Below are 17,873 nucleotides of genomic sequence, written 5' to 3'. Positions count from 1 at the left end.
ATGGCATGCGCAGCCGCCGGGCGCAAGCGGCGCTGGACCAGTTAAAAGGCACTGGTTGGTGGCGTGAAGGTTGGCTAATCGATTAGACTTTCGTTGACTTTCCGATTCCGGCGCGCGAAGAAAGTGCTTCACGAATAACCATGGAGTCCTGACGGAAACCGTGTCGAAAAAATCCCCGAAAACCTATCTCCGCTCCCTCTTTTCCGCCCCGGCACTGTTCGCCATGGCGGCGGCCGGAGCGCCGCTGCTTGCGGCGGGCGCTGCGCATGCAGATTTCCGCGTCTGCAACAGTACGCAGAACCTTGTCGGGGTGGCCATCGGCTACCGCGCGACGGAAGGCTGGACCACCGAAGGCTGGTGGCAGGTGCCCGCCTCCACCTGCGCGACGCTGATCGAGGGCGAGCTGCAGTCCCGCTATTATTATCTTTATGCGGAGGATGCGGCCCGCGGCGGCCGCTGGACCGGCAATGTCAACATGTGCGTCGCGGAAAACGAGTTCAAGATCGTCGGCGTCAACGATTGTTTCGCCCGTGGCTTTCAGCGCATGGGCTTCAAGGAATATGACACGGGCCGTCAGGGGAGCTGGATGGTCCAGCTTTCGGACACGCCTGGCACACAAGAAGGCCAGAATTGATGAGGCGCTACCGCAAAGTTAAGATCCTTGCCACGCTCGGACCGTCCTCCGCCGATGAGGAGATGATCCAGAAGCTGCACGAAGCGGGGGCCGATCTTTTCCGGATCAACATGAGCCATGCGAGCCACGACCTGATGCGGACGCTCATTCAGCGCATCCGGTCGGTCGAGGCGCGTTGCGGGCGACCGATCGGCATTCTCTGCGACCTGCAGGGCCCGAAGTTGCGGGTAGGCAAGTTCGCGGCCGGCAAGGTGACGCTCAAGGTGGGGCAGACCTTCACGCTCGACAATCGCGACGAGCCAGGCGACGAAAATCGCGTTTTCCTGCCGCATCCCGAAATTCTTGAAGCCGTGAAGCCGGGTCATCGCTTGCTGATCGATGATGGCAAGCTGGCTCTGAAGGCGGAGAAGGCCGATGGCAAGAGCATCGTCTGCACCGTGGTTGCCGGCACCAGCATTTCCGACAAGAAAGGCGTCAGCCTGCCCGATACGCTGCTCGGCGTCGGGGCACTGACCGACAAGGACCGCGTCGATCTCGATGCAGCGCTTGCAACCGGCGAGGTCGATTGGGTGGCGCTCTCGTTCGTGCAACGTCCCGACGACCTGGCCGAAGTACGCAAGATCGCCCGGGGCCGTGTTGGCGTGATGTCGAAGATTGAAAAGCCGCAGGCGATCGAACGCATCGACGAGATCATCGAGCTTTCCGATGCGCTGATGGTCGCCCGCGGCGACCTCGGCGTGGAAATGCCGATCGAAGCGGTGCCGGGCATCCAGAAGCAGTTGACCCGCGCCTGTCGCCGTGCGGGCAAGCCGGTCGTCGTCGCGACGCAGATGCTGGAATCGATGATCTCCTCGCCGGTGCCGACCCGCGCGGAAGTCTCGGACGTCTCGATCGCCGTGTTCGAAGGCGCCGATGCAGTCATGCTGTCGGCAGAATCGGCATCGGGCCAATATCCGGTGGAAGCCGTCTCGATGATGGCGTCGATCGCCACGACCGTCGAACAGGACCCGCTTTATCCGAGCATCATCTATTCGCAGCGCGCGACACCGGAGGCGACAGGCGCCGACGCCATTTCGCTTGCTGCCCGCCAGATCGCCGAGACATTGCGCCTTTCGGCGATCGTCACCTACACGTCATCGGGAACAACGGGCCTGCGCGCTTCGCGCGAACGGCCGCAGGTGCCGATCATCGCGCTGTCGCCGATCATCCAGACGGCACGCCGGCTTTCCATCTGCTGGGGCACCCATTGCGTCGTCACCCACGACGCGGAAGATCTCGACGACATGGTCAATCGCGCCTGCCGTATCGTGGTGTCGGAAGGTTTCGGCAAGCCGGGCGACCGGATCATCATTTCGGCCGGTGTTCCGCTCGGCACGCCTGGTGCCACCAACATGTTGCGGATTGCCTATATCGGCTCAGACGGCCAGACGGGTATCTGAGGTTTTCGCCAGCAACCAAAAACGGCCGGAGCGATCCGGCGGTTTTTTGCTGAGCAGTTTCCCTCGGCGGATGGAGCGCTAAATCGTGATGCTGACCGTTGGCAAAGCGGAGACCGTGCTGGTCAGGGCGTTGACGGAGGCGTCGAGGTTCTGGGCACCGGACAAGGCGGCGGTGCCGTTCTGCTCGCGCAGCTTCCGGGCGGCCTCTTCCAGCAATGCCTTGATCTGGCGTGCGACGGAGCTGAATTCCATTGCCGTCTTGATGTCGTCCGGGGAGAGCCGGGGCGTATTTCGCGGTGTTTCGCCCATCTCCTCGAGATAGGCCCGCTCTGCGTGGGAGACGGGTCTCGTGTCCTCAACTGACCTGTCGCCTGACGCAGCCTGCTTGCTCTGATCCAAAACCGGATCGGCTGTATCTCCTGTGGACGGAGTATCGGCAGGCGCGGATGACGTGAGCCCGCCGGCTCCGGGCAAAGCCTCGGCAAATTCGCGGGCAGCACCCGCAACGATCACGCTGAGCTGGGCCGCCTGCTTGGCGATCACGTCCGGGTCGAAACCCCTGCGGCGCATGAATGCGAGCTGCTGCTTGGCGTCCTCGAGCTTTCGCTTGGCGCGCGCCTTTATCTGTTCCTCCGCTTCCTCCGTCGCCTTGGTCAGCGATGTCAGGCTATGAACCAGGGGATTGTATAGCTCTTCTTTTCGACCGGATGAACCGGACGATGCCTCTGTGGCGGCGTCTGTCCGGGGGGATGCCTCACCCGGCTTCGCGGACCGTGCCGGGTAGTCCCTGCCAATGCTGCCGATTTCCATCACGTGTCTCCGATTCCGTTTGGTCGGAGGTTGGGATGGGCACCTTGCTTCGGGCTGGCGTAATTCTACTGGGTGTCAGGTCTTCTCGATCGACAGGTCCATTTCAACCGGTGCTTCCTGGACCCGAGGCGCGATGCGTGCTTCCGCCAGGTGGGCGGCTGCCTGCAGGTCGCGAGGCAATCCCGCAAGCTTCTCGATCGCCGCCACCACGACGTCCGTCACGACGTAATCCGGTTTGTGGCCGAGATGACGGATCCAGACGAGTTCCGACCCCTTGATGTCGCGCGCCAAACCACGCGAATGGATTTCCTCCGCAACGATCGCGTCCGTGTCGCCGGTGATGATCACCGTCGGCGCGACAATCTCGCGGTAACGCTGCGAGATGCGTGTCACATACGCATTCAGATTGGCGACATCGATCGCGTTGTGGCGAAAGTTTCGCGGACGCAGGACAAGAGCCGGCGCCCCGTCATTGAGGTAGGTCTCGGGCCGGGGATTGGGATGAAACACCGATCGGGTTGCGGTTTCCATCAACGCCAATCCCGCGGGGAGGGCCAGGAGATGGCTGAACAATCGCCCGAGAATGGGTCTCGCAGTGAGATTGTAATACCAGTCGATGCTGCCCGGCCAGGGATGAGTGGCCGGCGCCAGCAACAGCAGGCCGGTCGTCTTCTCAGGGTGGAACAGCGCAAAGCTTGCGGCGATCGCTCCGCCGAACGAATGGCCGGCGATGATCGCGCTCTGGATGCCGCGCTTTTCCATCAATCGGGCGATCGCGGCGGCCTGACCATCGGGAAAGTCGTTTTCCGGGCCGCCGCGTTCGGAATAACCATGTCCGGGCCGGTCGATGAACAGCATCTCCGCGCGGCCTTCCAGCGCTTTTCGGAAGGCGATCTCCTGATCGCGCAGATTGCCGCTGGCGCCGTGGATGAAGACGATGGCCGGCAGATCGGCGCCGGATGGTCCGGGTATATGCAGCGAATTCATACGGAAGCCGCCGACGTCGATCAGTTCGCCGGCATTCGGGAATTGGGCCTCGATCACCTTCGCTTTCCAGGCGGTGAAACCGAAAGCGGAAGCGACGATGCCGATGAGAGCGAGGAGCGGGATCAGCATGGGAGGAGGGAGGTCAGGTCCGGTTTCCGGCGATCTTTTCTGAAAGCTTCGTCACTGCTTCCTGCGCCTCTCGATCTGCCGGATAGATGGCGAGATAATCTTCCCATGCCTTGAGCGCCAGTTCGTCCTTGTCGGCTTCCATGAGAATGCCGGCCATTCCGGCGAGCGCCCCGAAATGACGGGGCTCGCGCTTCAGGACTTCGGCAATGTCGGCCATCGCCTTGCGGGCATTGCCCATGGTGTAGTGCAAGGTGGCCCGCCGGTTCCAGCCCTCGGGATAGGCTGGGTCAAGCAGCGTTACCCGGTCGAGGAAATCGAGGGCCGCGGCGTTGCGCTTCTCCTTGATCGCGTCTGCCGACCACTGCATCAGCAGGTTGACCGTGGCGCTGCCCGAATCGCTCATGTCCGAGGCGATCTGGCTAGCGATCCCGCGCGCCTTATCCGGGTCGCGTTCGCGCCTCAGCGCATCAAAGAGAGGATCGAGGGAATTGGCCGGTCTTGCCGCCGAAGCAGGCATAGTCGACGGCGCGGTTGGCGCGGGCGTCTGCGCAATCGCAGGCGAGGCGATGAGGGCCGAGGCCAGAATCAGGGAGTTCAAACGAAAATAGCGCATGCGGATAAGGTAATCCGCATGCGCCGAAGGTCAAACCCGATTTGCCGGTCTGTCGACAATTTGATCGGCCGGCAGATGCCGAAGCCGAAAAAATCGTATCAGCCCTGACGAGCCTTGAAGCGCGGGTTCTGCTTGTTGATGATGTAAATGCGGCCCTTGCGGCGAACCAGACGGTTATCGCGGTGACGAGCCTTCAGCGCCTTGAGCGAGTTCTTGATCTTCATTGTACTGATCCAGCAGTCTGTGGGCCGTTAAGCCGCTTGTCCTTATCAATCAAAAGCGCGCCGCCTTTTTCTTGGAGGGGCGCGCTCTCAAGTTGGCCGTGCAGATAACCCGAGCTATTGCCTATGTCAACCTTGTGACGACGTTTTAAGCTCCGTTACATGGCCCATTTTCCTGCCTGGCCGGGATTCCGTCTTGCCGTAGAGGTGGACGAACACGTCCTTTTTCTTCAGCCAGCCGGGAAGGTCGAGAATATCGTCGCCGATCAGATTGGTCATAACGCAGTCCGAATGGCGGTGCGGATTGCCGAGCGGCAGACCTGCAACGGCGCGGATGTGCTGCTCGAACTGCGAGACGATGCAGGCCGCTTCCGTCCAGTGGCCGGAATTGTGGACGCGGGGCGCGATTTCGTTGGCGATCAGCACACCATCGGCGAGAACGAAGAATTCCATGCCGATGACGCCGACGTAATCAAGCGCGGCGAGCAGCTTTTCTGCAGATTCCCGGGCGACGCTTGCCGTTTCACCGGAAATGCGGGCGGGTAGGGTAGAGGTGTGAAGAATGCCATTGCGGTGGACGTTCTCAGCCGGATCGTAGCATGAGACCGTGCCGTCGCCGGAGCGTGCGGCGATGATCGATATCTCACGATCGAAGGGCACGAAGCTTTCGAGAATCAGCGGTACGCTACCCAGCGCCTCGAAGGCGCCGGCCGGGTCGTCTTCAGGCGAACGGAAGACGCGCTGGCCCTTGCCGTCATAACCGAGCCTGCGGGTTTTCAAGACGCCCTTTCCGCCAAAATCCGCAAGGGCCGCTTCGAGATCCTCCTGGCTGTCGACGGCATGGAAACGGGCGGTTTCGATGCCGCAGCCATTGAGGAAGCGTTTCTCGGTGAGGCGGTCCTGGGCGACTTCGAGCGCCTTTGCCGGCGGATGGACGGGCACGGAACGCTGCAGCGCTTCGGCGGCCGAAACGGGCACGTTTTCGAACTCGTAGGTGACGACGTCGCAGCGAGCGGCGAGCTCGGCCAGGGCAGCAGGATCGTCGTAGGCCGCTGTGATCTGCGTGTTCGCGACCTGGGCGGCGGGACAGTCTTCCTGCGGCTCCAGGATGATGGTGCGGAAGTTCAGCCGGGCTGCGGCCATGGCAAGCATGCGGCCAAGCTGTCCGCCGCCGATGATGCCGATCGTGCGGACGGTCATGGAGCCTCGTCTATCGGGTAGTCAGCGACTGCGGTGGACTGGCGGGCGCGCCATTCGTCCAGCCGGTCGGCAATATCGGCGTCGTTGAGGGCAAGCACGGCGGCAGCCAGCAGCGCGGCATTGATGGCGCCGGCCCTGCCGATCGCAAGCGTTCCGACTGGGATGCCGGCCGGCATCTGGACGATCGAGAGCAGGCTGTCCTGGCCGGAAAGCGCCTTCGACTGCACGGGCACGCCGAAAACCGGCAGCGGCGTCATGGCGGCGGTCATGCCGGGAAGATGTGCGGCGCCGCCGGCGCCGGCAATGATGACCTGAAAACCTTCGGCGCGGGCGCCCTTGGCAAATGCCATCATTCGCTCCGGCGTGCGGTGTGCGGAAATGATGCGGGCCTCGTAGCCGATATCCAGCGCGTCCAGCGTGTCGGCGGCATTTTTCATGGTTTCCCAGTCGGACTGGCTACCCATGATTATGGCGACGGCAGGTCTTTCAGCCATGTCGGAAGCCCCTCAAGCGATGATGTCGGGAATGATCTGATCTTCGAGCTGGCTCATCTTGTCCTTCAATGCCAGCTTCTTCTTCTTCATGCGCTGGATCCTCAGGGCATCGCAGCCGACCTCGATCATGGCGTTGATGGCGGCGTCATAATCCTCGTGCTCCTGACGGAGTTTCGCGAGCGCCAGCCGGATATCCGCCTGTTCCTGATCAGCCATATTACGGTCCCCATTCTCCATGCCCGGCTATTCTTGAGCGGTTGCCGGCAATGTCCGCAAGCCTCTACCATCAAACCACGTTAACTGGAAGTTAGCCGATGCCACGAATTTGCCCACGAGAAACCACGATTTCTCCTTCGACAAACCAGACCGATCGTGTCACACTTCTGTCGCAAACCTGAAGCCTCGGCAGAAGGGAATGTCGGGGCAGGTTGACCAAGGAAGGAACATGCCACATGACCGTCCAGGCTCATATCGCATCGCTTGAAAGGAAGCACGGTGATCTGGAAGAGGAGCTCCAGTCCATTCTGGCGTCGCCCTCTGCAGACGACCGGGAAATTGCCGAGCTCAAGCGCCGCAAGCTGCGTCTCAAAGACGAAATGCAGCGCCTTAAGGCCTCTACGCGTCACTAGTTCTCTAAAGGAGAAGAACGCCGCGCGCCTCAGGTTCATCATCAGTACGAGGCAACATTAAAAGCGGCACCAAAACCCAATCCAGAAATATGAAAATGCAGTTCTGGTCGTGGTAGGAGATCACGACCAGAACTGATCGAGCCAAAGATTGAGCCTGTCGAAGCCCTTGCTGTTGACGGCATAGATGCGCCGCGTGCCTTCTGCGGTGACCGTCACCAAATTACTTTCAAGCAAAGCTTTCAGATGCTGGGAGACCGCCGGCCGACTTATCGGCAGGCCTTGGGCGAGTTCGTTGACGGTTCTCGGCGAACGCCGCAGTTCCTCCAGCAGATAACGCCGGTTGGGATCAGCTATGGCTGCGAAGGGATCAACTGTCGTCATGGCGCAAACTTACGGTAATCCGGCCGTAACGGCAAGATTTATTGTGCGTTGCAGCAAGGTCGAGAAATTTATTCCCTTGTCCGAAACCACGCTTCAGATGGGCAATCCATCCCAGAGCAGCTTCAGCCCAGCTAGAAAGGCGAGGCCGTAGGTCATGGGATAGAAGAACTCTGCCTTCAGATGCTTGACGATCGTCGCACCCAATATCGTCGCTATCAGCGCCACCGGCAGCAGCGTCGCCGAGATTGTCAGGTTCTCCCGGTCAAGGGCGCCGAGGAAGAAATAGGGGATCACCTTCACGGCATTGACGATCGCGAAAAACCGGATGCTGGCGCCGGTGTAGGATCGCGGGTTGAGCCGCATCGGCAGGACATAGATCTGGAATGGCGGGCCGCCCGCATGGGCGACAAAGCTCGCATAACCTGAAAGCGCGCCCCAGAACGTCGCGGCGACCGGGCGGTGCGGCAGAGGATCTGCGGGCCTGCTGGAGTGCGGCCCATAGACCTGCCAGAAGTAACGGACGGTAAAAAGAATGGTGGCTATGGCGATCACCAGGCGCAGCGCATCGTCCGAGACATAGGCCGATGTCGCCCAGCCGAGCGCGATGCCGATGATGCCGCCCGGGAGGATCATCAAAAGCGTCGTCGGGTCGTTATACTTCCGCCACGACCACAGCGCGACGATATCCATGAGAATCAGGATCGGCAGGAAGATCGCCGCCGCCTTGACCGGATCCACGGCCATGGACATGAGAGGCACGCCCATCAGGCCGATCGCGCCTCCGATTCCCCCTTTCGAAAGGCCGACAAGCAAAACGGCAGGCACCGCAAAGGTAAAAAAGGTCAGGCTGAGGGTGTCGGGCATGAAGCTTTCGGAGGGGAGAGGCGGTTGATCCTTCAATCGGTCCGGTCTATCGAATTTGCAGACAGAAAACGAGTGCGGATTTCACTGAGCCGAATCCGCGAACAGGATTTGAGATGACCCAACCGGAAGACCGCTGCCGCCTCGTGCTGATCTTGCCGGAGAGCGATGATACCGCCGGACAGGCGCGACAGCTCGAAGACGCGCTTGCAGGGGGGGATGTCGCATCGGTGATCATACCCCAATACGGTCTCGACGATCAGGCCTTTCAGAAGCGCGCCGAGCTTATGGTGCCGATCGTTCAGGGGGCAGGCGCGGCGGCGCTGATTGCCGGCGACAGCCGCGTGGCGGGCCGGGTCAAGGCGGACGGATTGCATATGAACGGCACATTGACGGAGCTTGACGAAGCGATCGAGAAGTTCGTGCCCAAGATGATCGTCGGCACGGGCGGGGCTGCCGACCGGCACCAGGCGCTCGAAATCGGCGAACGCCGCCCGGACTACATCTTTTTCGGCAAGCTCGACGGCGACATCAAACCGGAGGCGCATCCGAAGAACCTCGCGCTTGGCGAATGGTGGGCCTCCATGGTGGAAATTCCCTGCATCGTCATGGGCGGCAGCGATCCCTCATCTGTGCTTGCTGTTGCCGAGACAGGCGCGGAATTCGTCGCCCTGCATAAGGCGGTGTTTTCTTCCGAAAAAGCAGCAAAAGCTGTCGTCGCCGAGGTCAACGCAATCCTGGACGAAAAAGCGCCACGGTTTGAGGCTTGATGCTCCGCCATGGCATCGAACCGATTTTTCCGCGTGATTCTGAACGGGCTGCTTGCGAGCGTCTTCGCATCGGCGACGATGACCGAGTTGGCCATGGCACAGGATATGAGGCCGGTAACCCGGCCAGTCGATCCCGGCACGCAGCCGATGAAGAAAGATCGGGTGGAGACACAGCCGGTACCCGATGCATCGAGAGATACGGCCGAACCGGAGGGGCAGGCGGTTGGCATCGTTCCCTCCGGCGGCGTCGCACTCTACCAACGCATGGGCGCGGCTCTGCCACCCGCCCCACCTGAAAGACCCTATGCAGGTGCCATCGACGAGGCTTACGGCGCTTATCAGCGCGGTCTTTATGCCACCGCGCTCGACCGGGCGCTGACGCGGGCGGGAGCCGGCGATGCAGCGGCGCAGACGCTTGTCGCCGAAATGATGACCAAGGGCCTGGGCCTTAAACGGGACGCCAAGACGGCGGCATTCTGGTACAAAAAGGCGGCAGAAGGCGGCGATCCGGCTGCCATGTTCCAATATGCGCTGCTCCTGATGAGCGGACGCGACGTCCCGCGCGACAAGAAACAGGCCGACGATTTCATGCGCAAGGCCGCAGAGGCTGGAAATTCCTCGGCGCAGTTCAACTGGGGGCAGATCCTCGTCTCCGACAATCCCGGCGAAAAAGGCCTGCACCTGGCACTGCCCTTTTACGAAAAGGCCGCAGCGCAGGGGGTGGCGGACGCTCAATATGCCGTCGCGCAACTTTATGTGGCGCTCAGGGACGTACCGGAGAAGAAGAAGGCCAAGGCCCGAGAATGGATGGAGCGTGCCGCCAAGGCAGGTTTCGACACAGCACAGCTCGATATGGGAATCTGGCTGGTGAACGGCGTTGGCGGCGAACGCGACTACGAGAAGGGTTTCGAATGGATGCGGATTGCCGCCCATCGCGGCAACGTCGCGGCGCAGAACAAGCTGGCGCATCTCTATATCAATGCGCTGGGCACACGGCCCAATCCCATCGAGGCGGCAAAGTGGTATGTTCTCTCGCGCCGCGCAGGAATGAAGGATCCGGAACTCGAAGATTTCTACCTCGGAATCAATGAGGAAACACAGAAACAGGCGATCGAGGCGGCAAACAGGTTCCGTCGAGGGTAAGGGGCGGTCCGGCGAACGGAAAATCGATCGAGGGATCGCTTTCGGCGTCGAACGCCTCTAAGCGTGAACGGAAGGCCGGGAGCACTCTTCGGAGTGCGTGCAGGGGGCAGATTTGGACCATGTCGAGCTTTTCCAGCGGGTCGGTCTGGCGATCGCGATCGGCGCCGCGGTCGGGGTCGAGCGACACTGGCGCGAGCGCGACGAGCCGGCGGGCAGCCGTACGGCGGGCATCCGCACCTTTATCATGGTGGGCATGGTCGGCGGCATCGCGGGCCTGATCGAGCGCAGCCTCAACCCCGGCTCCGGCTATGCGGGTATCGTGACTGTCGGCTTTCTGATTGCTGTCGCTGCCGTCATGGCCGTGTTCGAATTGCGCGAGGCAATTGCAGAAGAATCTTTCAGCGCCACTTCCGTCATCGTTGCGATCCTTACCTTCGGTCTCGGCGTACTTGCCGTCATCGGCGATATGGTGCTGGTCTCCGCGGCGGGAGCGGCGCTAGTGACGATTCTGGCCAGCCGCAATTTCCTGCACGCGTCGATCCGCCGTCTGAAATGGATCGAACTCCGTTCGGCGGTGATCCTGATTGCGATGACCTTCATGCTCCTGCCGATCATACCCGCCGAGCCGGTGGGGCCGTTCGGAGGCATTTCACCGCGAAATCTCATCATACTTGTCATAACGCTCGCATCGATCTCCTTCGCGGCCTATCTGGCGGTGCGGATGCTTGGGGCGTCGCGTGGTGACCTTTTGGCGGGAGCGATCGGAGGCCTTATTTCCTCGACCGGGACCACCGTCGCATTTGCGCGGCGAAGCCTGGTCGCGGCCGGCACCGGTTCACTCGCTGCGGGCGCAATTGCCGCCGGTGCGGTGTCGCTGCTGCGGACTGCCGCCCTGGTTGTCATGCTGGCGCCGAGCCTGGCTGCGGACCTGATTTTACCTCTGGGCGTCGGGGCCGTTGTCATGCTTGGTCATGCGGCATTTCTCTCCTTCGGGCGGCAGGAGCCCGCTGCGGACAATCTTCCCGGCAATCCGTTCGAACTGCCTGCAGTAGCGAAGATGGCGGCGCTCCTTGCGGGCGTGGCATTTCTGGCCCGCGCGGCGACCCAGTATTTCGGCAGCGAGGGCCTGATCGTTGCATCGGCACTTTCCGCCCTTGCGGATGTGGACGCTGTAACGGTGACGGTTGCAGGTATGCTGCCGACGCTCGAACCGAAGCTGGCAGCCCAGGCGATCGGCATTGGCGTGATCGTGAATATGGCAGCGAAGGCCGCCTACGCGGCGGTTTTCGGCAGCCGCGGCTTTGCCGTCCATCTGGTCGTTGCCTCCCTGTTGTCTATTGCGGCGGGGATGGCTGCCGTTTGGGCGCGAGCTGTAGTCTGAGAGGGCGGCAAGTTGTTCAACGCGTTCGTTTCCGGCGGACGACTTGAATTTCCCGCTGTTTTGTGGTCTTGAAGCCGCCCATCAAGAAAAACTGAAAAATATCGTCCCGTCAGATGCAATCCGGGACTGCGTCCAAGGATTTCCCGCATGGCCCGCTCCGCCCTTCTCAACGTCATGGTTCAGGCTGCCCTCAAGGCAGGCAAATCGCTCTCCAGGGATTTCGGCGAAGTGCAGAACCTGCAGGTTTCCGTAAAGGGGCCGAGCGACTTCGTCTCCCAGGCCGACCTCAAGGCGGAAAAGATCGTCCGCGACGAGCTGATGAAGGCGCGCCCGACCTACGGCTTCCTCGGCGAGGAAAGCGAAGAGCTGAAGGGCACGGACGGCGCCCATCGCTGGATCGTCGATCCGCTCGACGGCACCACAAACTTCCTGCACGGCATTCCGCAGTTCGCCGTCTCGATCGCTCTCGAGCGCAACGGCGAAATCGTCGCCGGCGTCGTCTTCAATCCGGCGACCGACGAATTGTTCACCGCCGAAAAGGGTGGCGGCGCGTTCATGAACGATCGTCGCATCCGGGTCGCTGCCCGCCGCGTGCTGTCCGACTGCGTGATCGGTTGCGGCGTGCCGCATCTTGGCCGCGGCAACCACGGAAAGTTCCTCATCGAACTCCGCCACGTCATGGGGGAAGTGGCAGGCGTCCGCCGTATGGGTGCTGCCGCGCTCGACCTTGCCTATGTGGCAGCCGGCCGTCTCGACGGTTTCTGGGAAACCGACCTTTCTGCCTGGGATATGGCTGCCGGCATCGTGCTGATCCGCGAGGCAGGCGGTTTCGCCAGCGACATGAAGGGCACCACGGATATCTTCGGCAGCGGCAACATCGTCGCGGGCAACGAGCTCATCCAGAAGGCACTGCTCGAGGTTGCCAACCGGCCCGTGCCGACTCGCTGAGCGGAACTCAAAGCCGATAGGCCGGCGCTGCGGACGGTTGATAGCCGACTGTTTTCCGTAGCGTCCGCACTTCAATTCGTCGCAATTTTAAACTACAGCATATCGCGTGAAAGAGGGATTCACGCGATATGCCGTAGACTCTTGTTTTACGCATGTCCTTGTCCCGAAACCGCTTTGCACTTCCGGAGGACATGCCGTAGCCTCCGACGTGCAAGAGTATCGGAGGCTGAAGGCGTATCATGGCGAATGCGAGAGTGGACGATCTGGACGAGTCTGAAGCGCGCAGCGGCTATACCTACAAACTTTCCAATCCGGCGTCATTCCTGTGGACGATGCTGATCTTCCTGATCATCGTCGGGTTCGTCGCCTCCATTCTCTATCGCCAGGCCGCGCATGCCTTTCAGACCAATCCGGGTCTCAACGGATTGATTCTCGGCGTCCTGCTGATCGGCATCATTCTCGTCTTCAACCAGGTGATCGGACTCATCCCGGAAGTACGCTGGTTCAACTCCTTCCGCGCCGCCGGCAGCGCCGACAAGGTCGGCCGCGAACCGAAGCTGCTCGCGCCGATGCGAACGCTGATCGGCGGGCGCCGCAAGATGGCGCTGTCGACCAACGCCTTCCGCTCGATCCTCGATTCGATCGCCACCCGCCTCGACGAATCACGCGACATTTCCCGCTACCTCATCGGCCTGCTGGTTTTCCTCGGTCTACTCGGCACCTTCTGGGGCCTGATCCAGACGATCGGCTCGATCAGCAATGTCATCGGCGCGCTCGACCCGAATTCAGGCGATTCGAACGACGTTCTTGCAGCGATCAAGAGCGGTCTCGCTCAGCCGCTCGCCGGCATGGGCACGGCATTCTCCTCGTCGCTGCTCGGTCTCTCCGGTTCGCTGATCCTCGGCTTCCTCGACCTGCAGGCGGGCCGGGCCCAGAACCGTTTTTACACCGAGCTCGAAAACTGGCTTTCGTCGGTGACGGACCTCGGGTCGGACATGCCTGCCGTGGCGGAGACGATCGCGCATGGCTCCTCGGAAGATATCCGCGCGCTTACCGAACAACTAAAAGCCCTTGCCGCCGCCCAGTCCAAGGCGCCCGACGGCCACCATTCCGATCGTTCGCTCTCGGCGATGGCCAATCTTGCCGAAGGCATCCAGGGGCTTGTGAAGAACATGCGCAATGAGCAGCAGATGCTGCGCGACTGGATCGAAGCGCAGCAGGAAGAGGCCAAGGCGCTACGCCGCACCCTCGACCGACTTTCCGACAAGGTCGGGGGGAAATAACCGATGGCCCTCGCCAAGAACCGCCGCCGGGATCGGTCCGTCGACTTCTGGCCGGGTTTCGTGGATGCGCTCTCCACGCTGCTCCTCGCCATCATGTTCCTGCTGACCGTCTTCGTGCTGGCGCAGTTCCTTTTAAGCCGGGAAATCACCGGCCGCGACGAGGTGCTGAACCGGCTGAACAGCCAGATCGCCGAGCTGACCGAGCTCCTGGCGCTCGAAAAGAGCAACAGCCAGGATTTCGAGGACCAGCTCGCCAGCCTGCAGTCCTCCCTTTCGGCTTCGGAAAGCGAACGGTCGCGGCTGCAGCAATTGCTGAGCGAGGGTGCCGGCAGCAGTGCCGCGGCCAATGCGCGCGTCGGCGAATTGACCAGCCAGCTCAACCAGGAACAGCAGCTGAGCGCCCGCGCGGCAAGCCAGGTCGAGCTGCTGAACCAGCAGATTGCCGCCCTCCGCGCGCAGATCGCCGCCATCGAGCAGGCGCTGCAGGCTTCGGAAGCGAAGGATTCGTCATCGCAGGCACAGATTGCCGATCTCGGCCGGCGCCTGAACGTGGCGCTGGCGCAGCGCGTGCAAGAACTCAACCGCTACCGCTCCGACTTTTTCGGACGGCTTCGCGAAATCCTTTCCGATCGCGAGAACATCCGCATCGTCGGCGACCGTTTCGTTTTCCAGTCGGAAGTTCTCTTTCCCGTGGGTGGCAGCGAACTCGATGATGCCGGTCGCGCCGAGATGGACAAACTGGCCGCGGCGCTTCTCGATCTGGCGAAGGAAATTCCTGCCGAGATCAATTGGGTACTGCGTGTGGATGGCCATACCGACAATTCGCCGCTTTCCGGCATCGGCCGTTATCGCGACAACTGGGAGCTCTCTTCCGCCCGCGCCACCTCGGTGGTGAAATATCTCATTTCCAAAGGCGTGCCGGCGAACCGTCTGGTGGCGGCCGGCTTCGGCGAGTTCCAGCCGATCGCGCAGGGAGACACCCCAGACGTCAAATCGCAGAACCGCCGCATCGAGCTGAAGCTCACCGAGCGATAACGATGGCCGGGGACAAGGATATGACCGCCCTCGTAAAGGCGGTCGCCGACAGCCCGAGGCGAGACAACAGCGTCTATCACAAGGCAATGGCGGAAGCCCGTGAAGCTTTCGCCAAGGCGGAAATCGAATTGGGCGGTCCTGTCGAGGTACGCACGAAGGGCAAGTTGAAGCGCAACGGCGACTATGTCGTGAAATGGACTTTCAGACGCGTGACGTGACGGGTGGGGCGTTGTCGGGCACCCAATTCAGCCTCGGATGAAGATACCCGCTTCCTTGGCCGCTTCGACAAAGGCATGCCTTGCCTCTTCCGGTTTGCGCTTTCCGGCATCGACCGCGGCGCAGAGGGCAAGAGCTCGATCGAGCGCCGTGCCATCTTCCATGGGCCAGTCTTCGATCATCGCCCAGGCCGCGGCTTGCGTGGTGTCGATCACGGTTTCGACGGGCGGCTCTCCGATCGACACGACGACCGGATTCTTCCAGAGAGAGTCCATGGCTATCACCATTATCCTTTGACCACGGGTCAGAGCGCCGTCGCGCTCTGCCTTTCGATGTCGTGAAACTGCAGGCGGGCGAGCTTGGCGTAGAGCCCGCCCTGCGCCACCAGGCTCTGGTGCGTGCCTTCCTCGACGACCCGACCATTTTCCATGACAAGGATGCGGTCGGCTTTTAGCACGGTCGCCAGCCGATGGGCGATGACGAGTGTCGTGCGGTTCTGCATCAGTCCGTCGAGGGCTTTCTGCACCAAGGTCTCGCTTTCCGCATCCAGCGCCGAGGTCGCTTCGTCGAGCAGCAGGACCGGTGCGTCCTTCAAAATAGCGCGGGCGATTGCGATACGCTGGCGCTGGCCGCCGGACAACGTGATGCCGCGCTCGCCGGCAAGCGTATCATAGCCCTGATCGAGCCGCGAGATAAACTCGTCCGCCTGCGCAGCGATGGCCGCGGCGCGGACAGCCTCCCGGCTGGCATCCGGCACGCCAAAGGCGATGTTGTCGTGGATCGACGCGGCGAAGATCGTCACGTCCTGCGGTACGATCGCCAGACGGGACCTCAGATCCGCAAGCCTCGCCTGCCTCAGATCGACGCCGTCGAGCTTCACGGTTCCGCTGGATGGATCATAGAACCGCATCAGCAGAGAGAAGATCGTGCTCTTGCCGGCGCCCGATGGGCCGACGATCGCAACCGTTTCGCCGGGCCTGACGTGGAACGATAGGGAATTGAGCGTGATGGCGCTGACGCGGGCGGGATAGGCGAAGGATACCGCGTCAAATTCCACTTCGCCATGCGGCGGAGAGGGGAGCGCGACAGGGCGGTCCGGGTCGCGGATCGCCGGGACTTCGTGCAGCAATTCGGTCAGCCGTTCGGCAGCTCCGCCGGCGGCAGAAAGCTCGCCCCAGACTTCGGAAAGCTGCCCGAGGGAGCTTGCCGCGATGACCGAATAGAGCACGAACTGGCCGAGCGTTCCAGCAGTCATCGTGCCCGCCAGAACACTCTGGGCGCCGTACCACAGGACGCCGACGACGCTGCCGAAGACAAGCAGGATGCCGAAACCGGTCAGCAGCGCACGCGCCTTGATGGCCGTTCGGGCCGCGTGATAGGCGCTTTCGACGGTTTTGCCGTAGCGGTTTGCGGCCGTCGTTTCGCTCCCGAATGCCTGTACCGTCCGCGTTGCGCCGATCGTTTCGGCCGCAAAGGCGGAGGTTTCGGCAAGCGTATCCTGGGCGGCGCGCGAGCGGCGCCTGACCGAGCGGCCGAAGCCGACCAGCGGGAAGACGATGAGGGGGATCGCCCCGAGCACCAGGGCGGAAAGCCTGGGGCTCGTATAGATCATCATCCCCATTGCGCCGAGACAGAGAATGGTGTTGCGCAGCGCCTGCGAGGCGGCCGAACCGAAGGCGGACTTGATTTGGGTCGTATCGGCCGTCAGGCGCGAGACGATCTCGCCCGACTGGTTGACGTCGTAGAAGGCGGGCGACAGGCGGGTGATGTGCGAGAAGACCTCGCGGCGCAGGTCTGCGACCACCCGTTCGCCAATGGTGATGACGTAATAGTAGCGCATGGCGCTCGCGACCGCGAGAAGGGCGGCCAGCGCCATCAGCATGCCGAAGTAGTTGTTGATGAAGCTGCCATCCGAAAAGGCAAAGCCATGATCGACCATGCGTCGTACGGCGAGCGGCAGCGCCAGCGTCGTGGCAGCGGCCAGGACGAGGAAGAATGTTGCCGCCGCAACCATCGGCCGGTAACGTGAAAGGTAGGGGACAAGCCTTGCAAGCGGCCTGAGTGCCTTGCCTCTCCGGGGGCTTTCGCTGGGCTGGTTTTCGCGGGCTTCGGCCAATTTTTCCCTCTGGTGTCGGGGCGCTTTTCGAAAGGCGCGGGTACTTGTGCTTCGGGCGACCTTCCTGTATAGGCTCCGCATCGAATTGGGAAGCCGTGACCGGACCGGTCTGCGGCTTCATTTATTAAAGAGGGTTCTCGCTCGCAATTGCGACATATGGACCTCGCAGAGCAGGATTATCGACATGAAGGCTGACATTCATCCCGCATACCACATGATCAAGGTCGTCATGACCGATGGCACCGAGTACGAAACCCGCTCGACCTGGGGTTCTGAAGGCGCAACCATGAACCTGGAAATCGACCCGAAGTCGCATCCGGCCTGGACGGGCGGCAACCAGCAGCTCATGGACCGCGGCGGCCGCGTCTCCAAGTTCAACAAGCGCTTCGGCGGCCTCGGCCTCTAAGCTGCTTTTCGAACGATCCGATAAAAGCCTGGCGAAAGCCGGGCTTTTTTTGTTGTGCGCCCAGCATGGGCGCATTCTTGTGGGTGGAAGTCCCACCGTAAGCTGGTCATGGCGAGCGAAGTGAAGCGCAACTGCGGAAGGGCGACCGACCGTGGGGAGGAAGCGTGGATCGAACCT

The 17,873-nt window shown here is 61.9% G+C and carries 22 protein-coding genes; 11 read left to right on the top strand and 11 right to left on the bottom strand.

The features are described from left to right. Positions 1 to 223 precede the first annotated feature (223 nt). Both C5L12_RS23680 and pyk read left to right on the top strand, forming a co-directional pair. Positions 224 to 634 (top strand): DUF1036 domain-containing protein, encoded by a 411-nt coding sequence (locus tag C5L12_RS23680; protein ID WP_105374547.1) that lies wholly within the window; start codon positions 224 to 226, stop codon positions 632 to 634. Then, positions 634 to 2,073, top strand: coding sequence for a pyruvate kinase (gene pyk / locus C5L12_RS23675; protein ID WP_105374517.1), 1,440 nt, complete (start codon positions 634 to 636; stop codon positions 2,071 to 2,073). The genes C5L12_RS23680 and pyk overlap by 1 nt, the downstream gene beginning before the upstream one ends. Positions 2,074 to 2,151: 78 nt before the next feature. Here the strand turns inward: pyk and C5L12_RS23670 are convergent, their stop codons facing one another. The 7 genes from C5L12_RS23670 to C5L12_RS23640 all read right to left on the bottom strand — a co-directional run bounded on the left by C5L12_RS23670 (position 2,152) and on the right by C5L12_RS23640 (position 6,743). Beyond that, on the bottom strand, positions 2,152 to 2,883 hold the full coding sequence (locus tag C5L12_RS23670; RefSeq protein WP_105374516.1) for a hypothetical protein: 732 nt from the start codon (positions 2,881 to 2,883) through the stop codon (positions 2,152 to 2,154). 75 nt (positions 2,884 to 2,958) lie between these two features. Continuing rightward, positions 2,959 to 3,999 (bottom strand): alpha/beta fold hydrolase, encoded by a 1,041-nt coding sequence (locus C5L12_RS23665; RefSeq protein ID WP_105374515.1) that lies wholly within the window; start codon positions 3,997 to 3,999, stop codon positions 2,959 to 2,961. Between the two features lie 13 nt (positions 4,000 to 4,012). After that, on the bottom strand, positions 4,013 to 4,612 hold the full coding sequence (locus C5L12_RS23660; protein WP_105374514.1) for a tetratricopeptide repeat protein: 600 nt from the start codon (positions 4,610 to 4,612) through the stop codon (positions 4,013 to 4,015). Between the two features lie 98 nt (positions 4,613 to 4,710). Then, positions 4,711 to 4,836: a type B 50S ribosomal protein L36 gene (gene ykgO, locus C5L12_RS23655; protein ID WP_006726873.1), complete on the bottom strand. Its 126-nt coding sequence runs from the start codon at positions 4,834 to 4,836 to the stop codon at positions 4,711 to 4,713. A gap of 126 nt (positions 4,837 to 4,962) precedes the next feature. Beyond that, positions 4,963 to 6,033 (bottom strand): 5-(carboxyamino)imidazole ribonucleotide synthase, encoded by a 1,071-nt coding sequence (locus C5L12_RS23650; RefSeq protein ID WP_105374513.1) that lies wholly within the window; start codon positions 6,031 to 6,033, stop codon positions 4,963 to 4,965. After that, positions 6,030 to 6,527, bottom strand: coding sequence for a 5-(carboxyamino)imidazole ribonucleotide mutase (purE, locus tag C5L12_RS23645; RefSeq protein ID WP_105374512.1), 498 nt, complete (start codon positions 6,525 to 6,527; stop codon positions 6,030 to 6,032). Before purE ends, C5L12_RS23650 begins: the two co-directional genes overlap by 4 nt. Before the next feature lie 12 nt (positions 6,528 to 6,539). After that, a complete protein-coding gene (locus C5L12_RS23640; protein ID WP_105374511.1) occupies positions 6,540 to 6,743 on the bottom strand; it encodes a YdcH family protein in 204 nt (67 codons plus the stop codon). Positions 6,744 to 6,979: 236 nt separating this feature from the next. Between C5L12_RS23640 and C5L12_RS23635 the strand changes: the two genes are divergently transcribed. Then, positions 6,980 to 7,156, top strand: coding sequence for a YdcH family protein (locus C5L12_RS23635; protein ID WP_105374510.1), 177 nt, complete (start codon positions 6,980 to 6,982; stop codon positions 7,154 to 7,156). A 120-nt stretch (positions 7,157 to 7,276) separates the two neighbouring features. On the opposite strand, the gene C5L12_RS23630 is transcribed toward C5L12_RS23635, so the two are convergent. Next, positions 7,277 to 7,537 (bottom strand): ArsR/SmtB family transcription factor, encoded by a 261-nt coding sequence (locus C5L12_RS23630; protein ID WP_105374509.1) that lies wholly within the window; start codon positions 7,535 to 7,537, stop codon positions 7,277 to 7,279. A gap of 93 nt (positions 7,538 to 7,630) precedes the next feature. Next, positions 7,631 to 8,401: a sulfite exporter TauE/SafE family protein gene (locus tag C5L12_RS23625; protein WP_105374508.1), complete on the bottom strand. Its 771-nt coding sequence runs from the start codon at positions 8,399 to 8,401 to the stop codon at positions 7,631 to 7,633. A 113-nt stretch (positions 8,402 to 8,514) separates the two neighbouring features. On the opposite strand from C5L12_RS23625, the gene C5L12_RS23620 reads away from it, so the two are divergent. The 7 genes from C5L12_RS23620 to C5L12_RS23590 all read left to right on the top strand — a co-directional run bounded on the left by C5L12_RS23620 (position 8,515) and on the right by C5L12_RS23590 (position 15,176). Continuing rightward, positions 8,515 to 9,168: a thiamine phosphate synthase gene (locus C5L12_RS23620; protein ID WP_105374507.1), complete on the top strand. Its 654-nt coding sequence runs from the start codon at positions 8,515 to 8,517 to the stop codon at positions 9,166 to 9,168. A 105-nt stretch (positions 9,169 to 9,273) separates the two neighbouring features. Further along, entirely contained in the window at positions 9,274 to 10,311 is a 1,038-nt protein-coding gene (locus tag C5L12_RS23615; RefSeq protein WP_425350823.1) for a tetratricopeptide repeat protein, read from the top strand. Between the two features lie 112 nt (positions 10,312 to 10,423). Further along, complete coding sequence (locus C5L12_RS23610) at positions 10,424 to 11,692, top strand: MgtC/SapB family protein (protein WP_105374506.1); 1,269 nt, start codon at positions 10,424 to 10,426, stop codon at positions 11,690 to 11,692. 147 nt (positions 11,693 to 11,839) lie between these two features. Beyond that, complete coding sequence (locus C5L12_RS23605) at positions 11,840 to 12,640, top strand: inositol monophosphatase family protein (protein ID WP_105374505.1); 801 nt, start codon at positions 11,840 to 11,842, stop codon at positions 12,638 to 12,640. 239 nt (positions 12,641 to 12,879) lie between these two features. Beyond that, positions 12,880 to 13,923, top strand: a complete 1,044-nt coding sequence (locus C5L12_RS23600) for a MotA/TolQ/ExbB proton channel family protein (RefSeq protein WP_105374504.1) — start codon at positions 12,880 to 12,882, stop codon at positions 13,921 to 13,923. Between the two features lie 3 nt (positions 13,924 to 13,926). Further along, complete coding sequence (locus C5L12_RS23595) at positions 13,927 to 14,958, top strand: peptidoglycan -binding protein (protein ID WP_105374503.1); 1,032 nt, start codon at positions 13,927 to 13,929, stop codon at positions 14,956 to 14,958. Positions 14,959 to 14,978: 20 nt separating this feature from the next. Beyond that, on the top strand, positions 14,979 to 15,176 hold the full coding sequence (locus C5L12_RS23590; protein ID WP_245423005.1) for a hypothetical protein: 198 nt from the start codon (positions 14,979 to 14,981) through the stop codon (positions 15,174 to 15,176). Between the two features lie 27 nt (positions 15,177 to 15,203). On the opposite strand, the gene C5L12_RS23585 is transcribed toward C5L12_RS23590, so the two are convergent. Together C5L12_RS23585 and C5L12_RS23580 are read right to left on the bottom strand one after the other, a co-directional pair. Continuing rightward, positions 15,204 to 15,449: a DUF982 domain-containing protein gene (locus C5L12_RS23585; RefSeq protein WP_105374501.1), complete on the bottom strand. Its 246-nt coding sequence runs from the start codon at positions 15,447 to 15,449 to the stop codon at positions 15,204 to 15,206. Positions 15,450 to 15,478: 29 nt separating this feature from the next. Continuing rightward, on the bottom strand, positions 15,479 to 17,371 hold the full coding sequence (locus tag C5L12_RS23580; protein ID WP_342588639.1) for an ABC transporter transmembrane domain-containing protein: 1,893 nt from the start codon (positions 17,369 to 17,371) through the stop codon (positions 15,479 to 15,481). A 103-nt stretch (positions 17,372 to 17,474) separates the two neighbouring features. Here C5L12_RS23580 and rpmE point away from each other — a divergent pair, with 103 nt between their 5' ends. Then, complete coding sequence (rpmE, locus tag C5L12_RS23575) at positions 17,475 to 17,696, top strand: 50S ribosomal protein L31 (RefSeq protein WP_105374499.1); 222 nt, start codon at positions 17,475 to 17,477, stop codon at positions 17,694 to 17,696. Positions 17,697 to 17,873 lie beyond the last annotated feature (177 nt).

The organism is Neorhizobium huautlense, assembly GCF_002968575.1.
GTDB lineage: Bacteria > Pseudomonadota > Alphaproteobacteria > Rhizobiales > Rhizobiaceae > Neorhizobium > Neorhizobium huautlense.
Note: the sequence above shows the minus strand (reverse complement) of the source record. Positions and strands in the feature narration are given on the sequence as shown.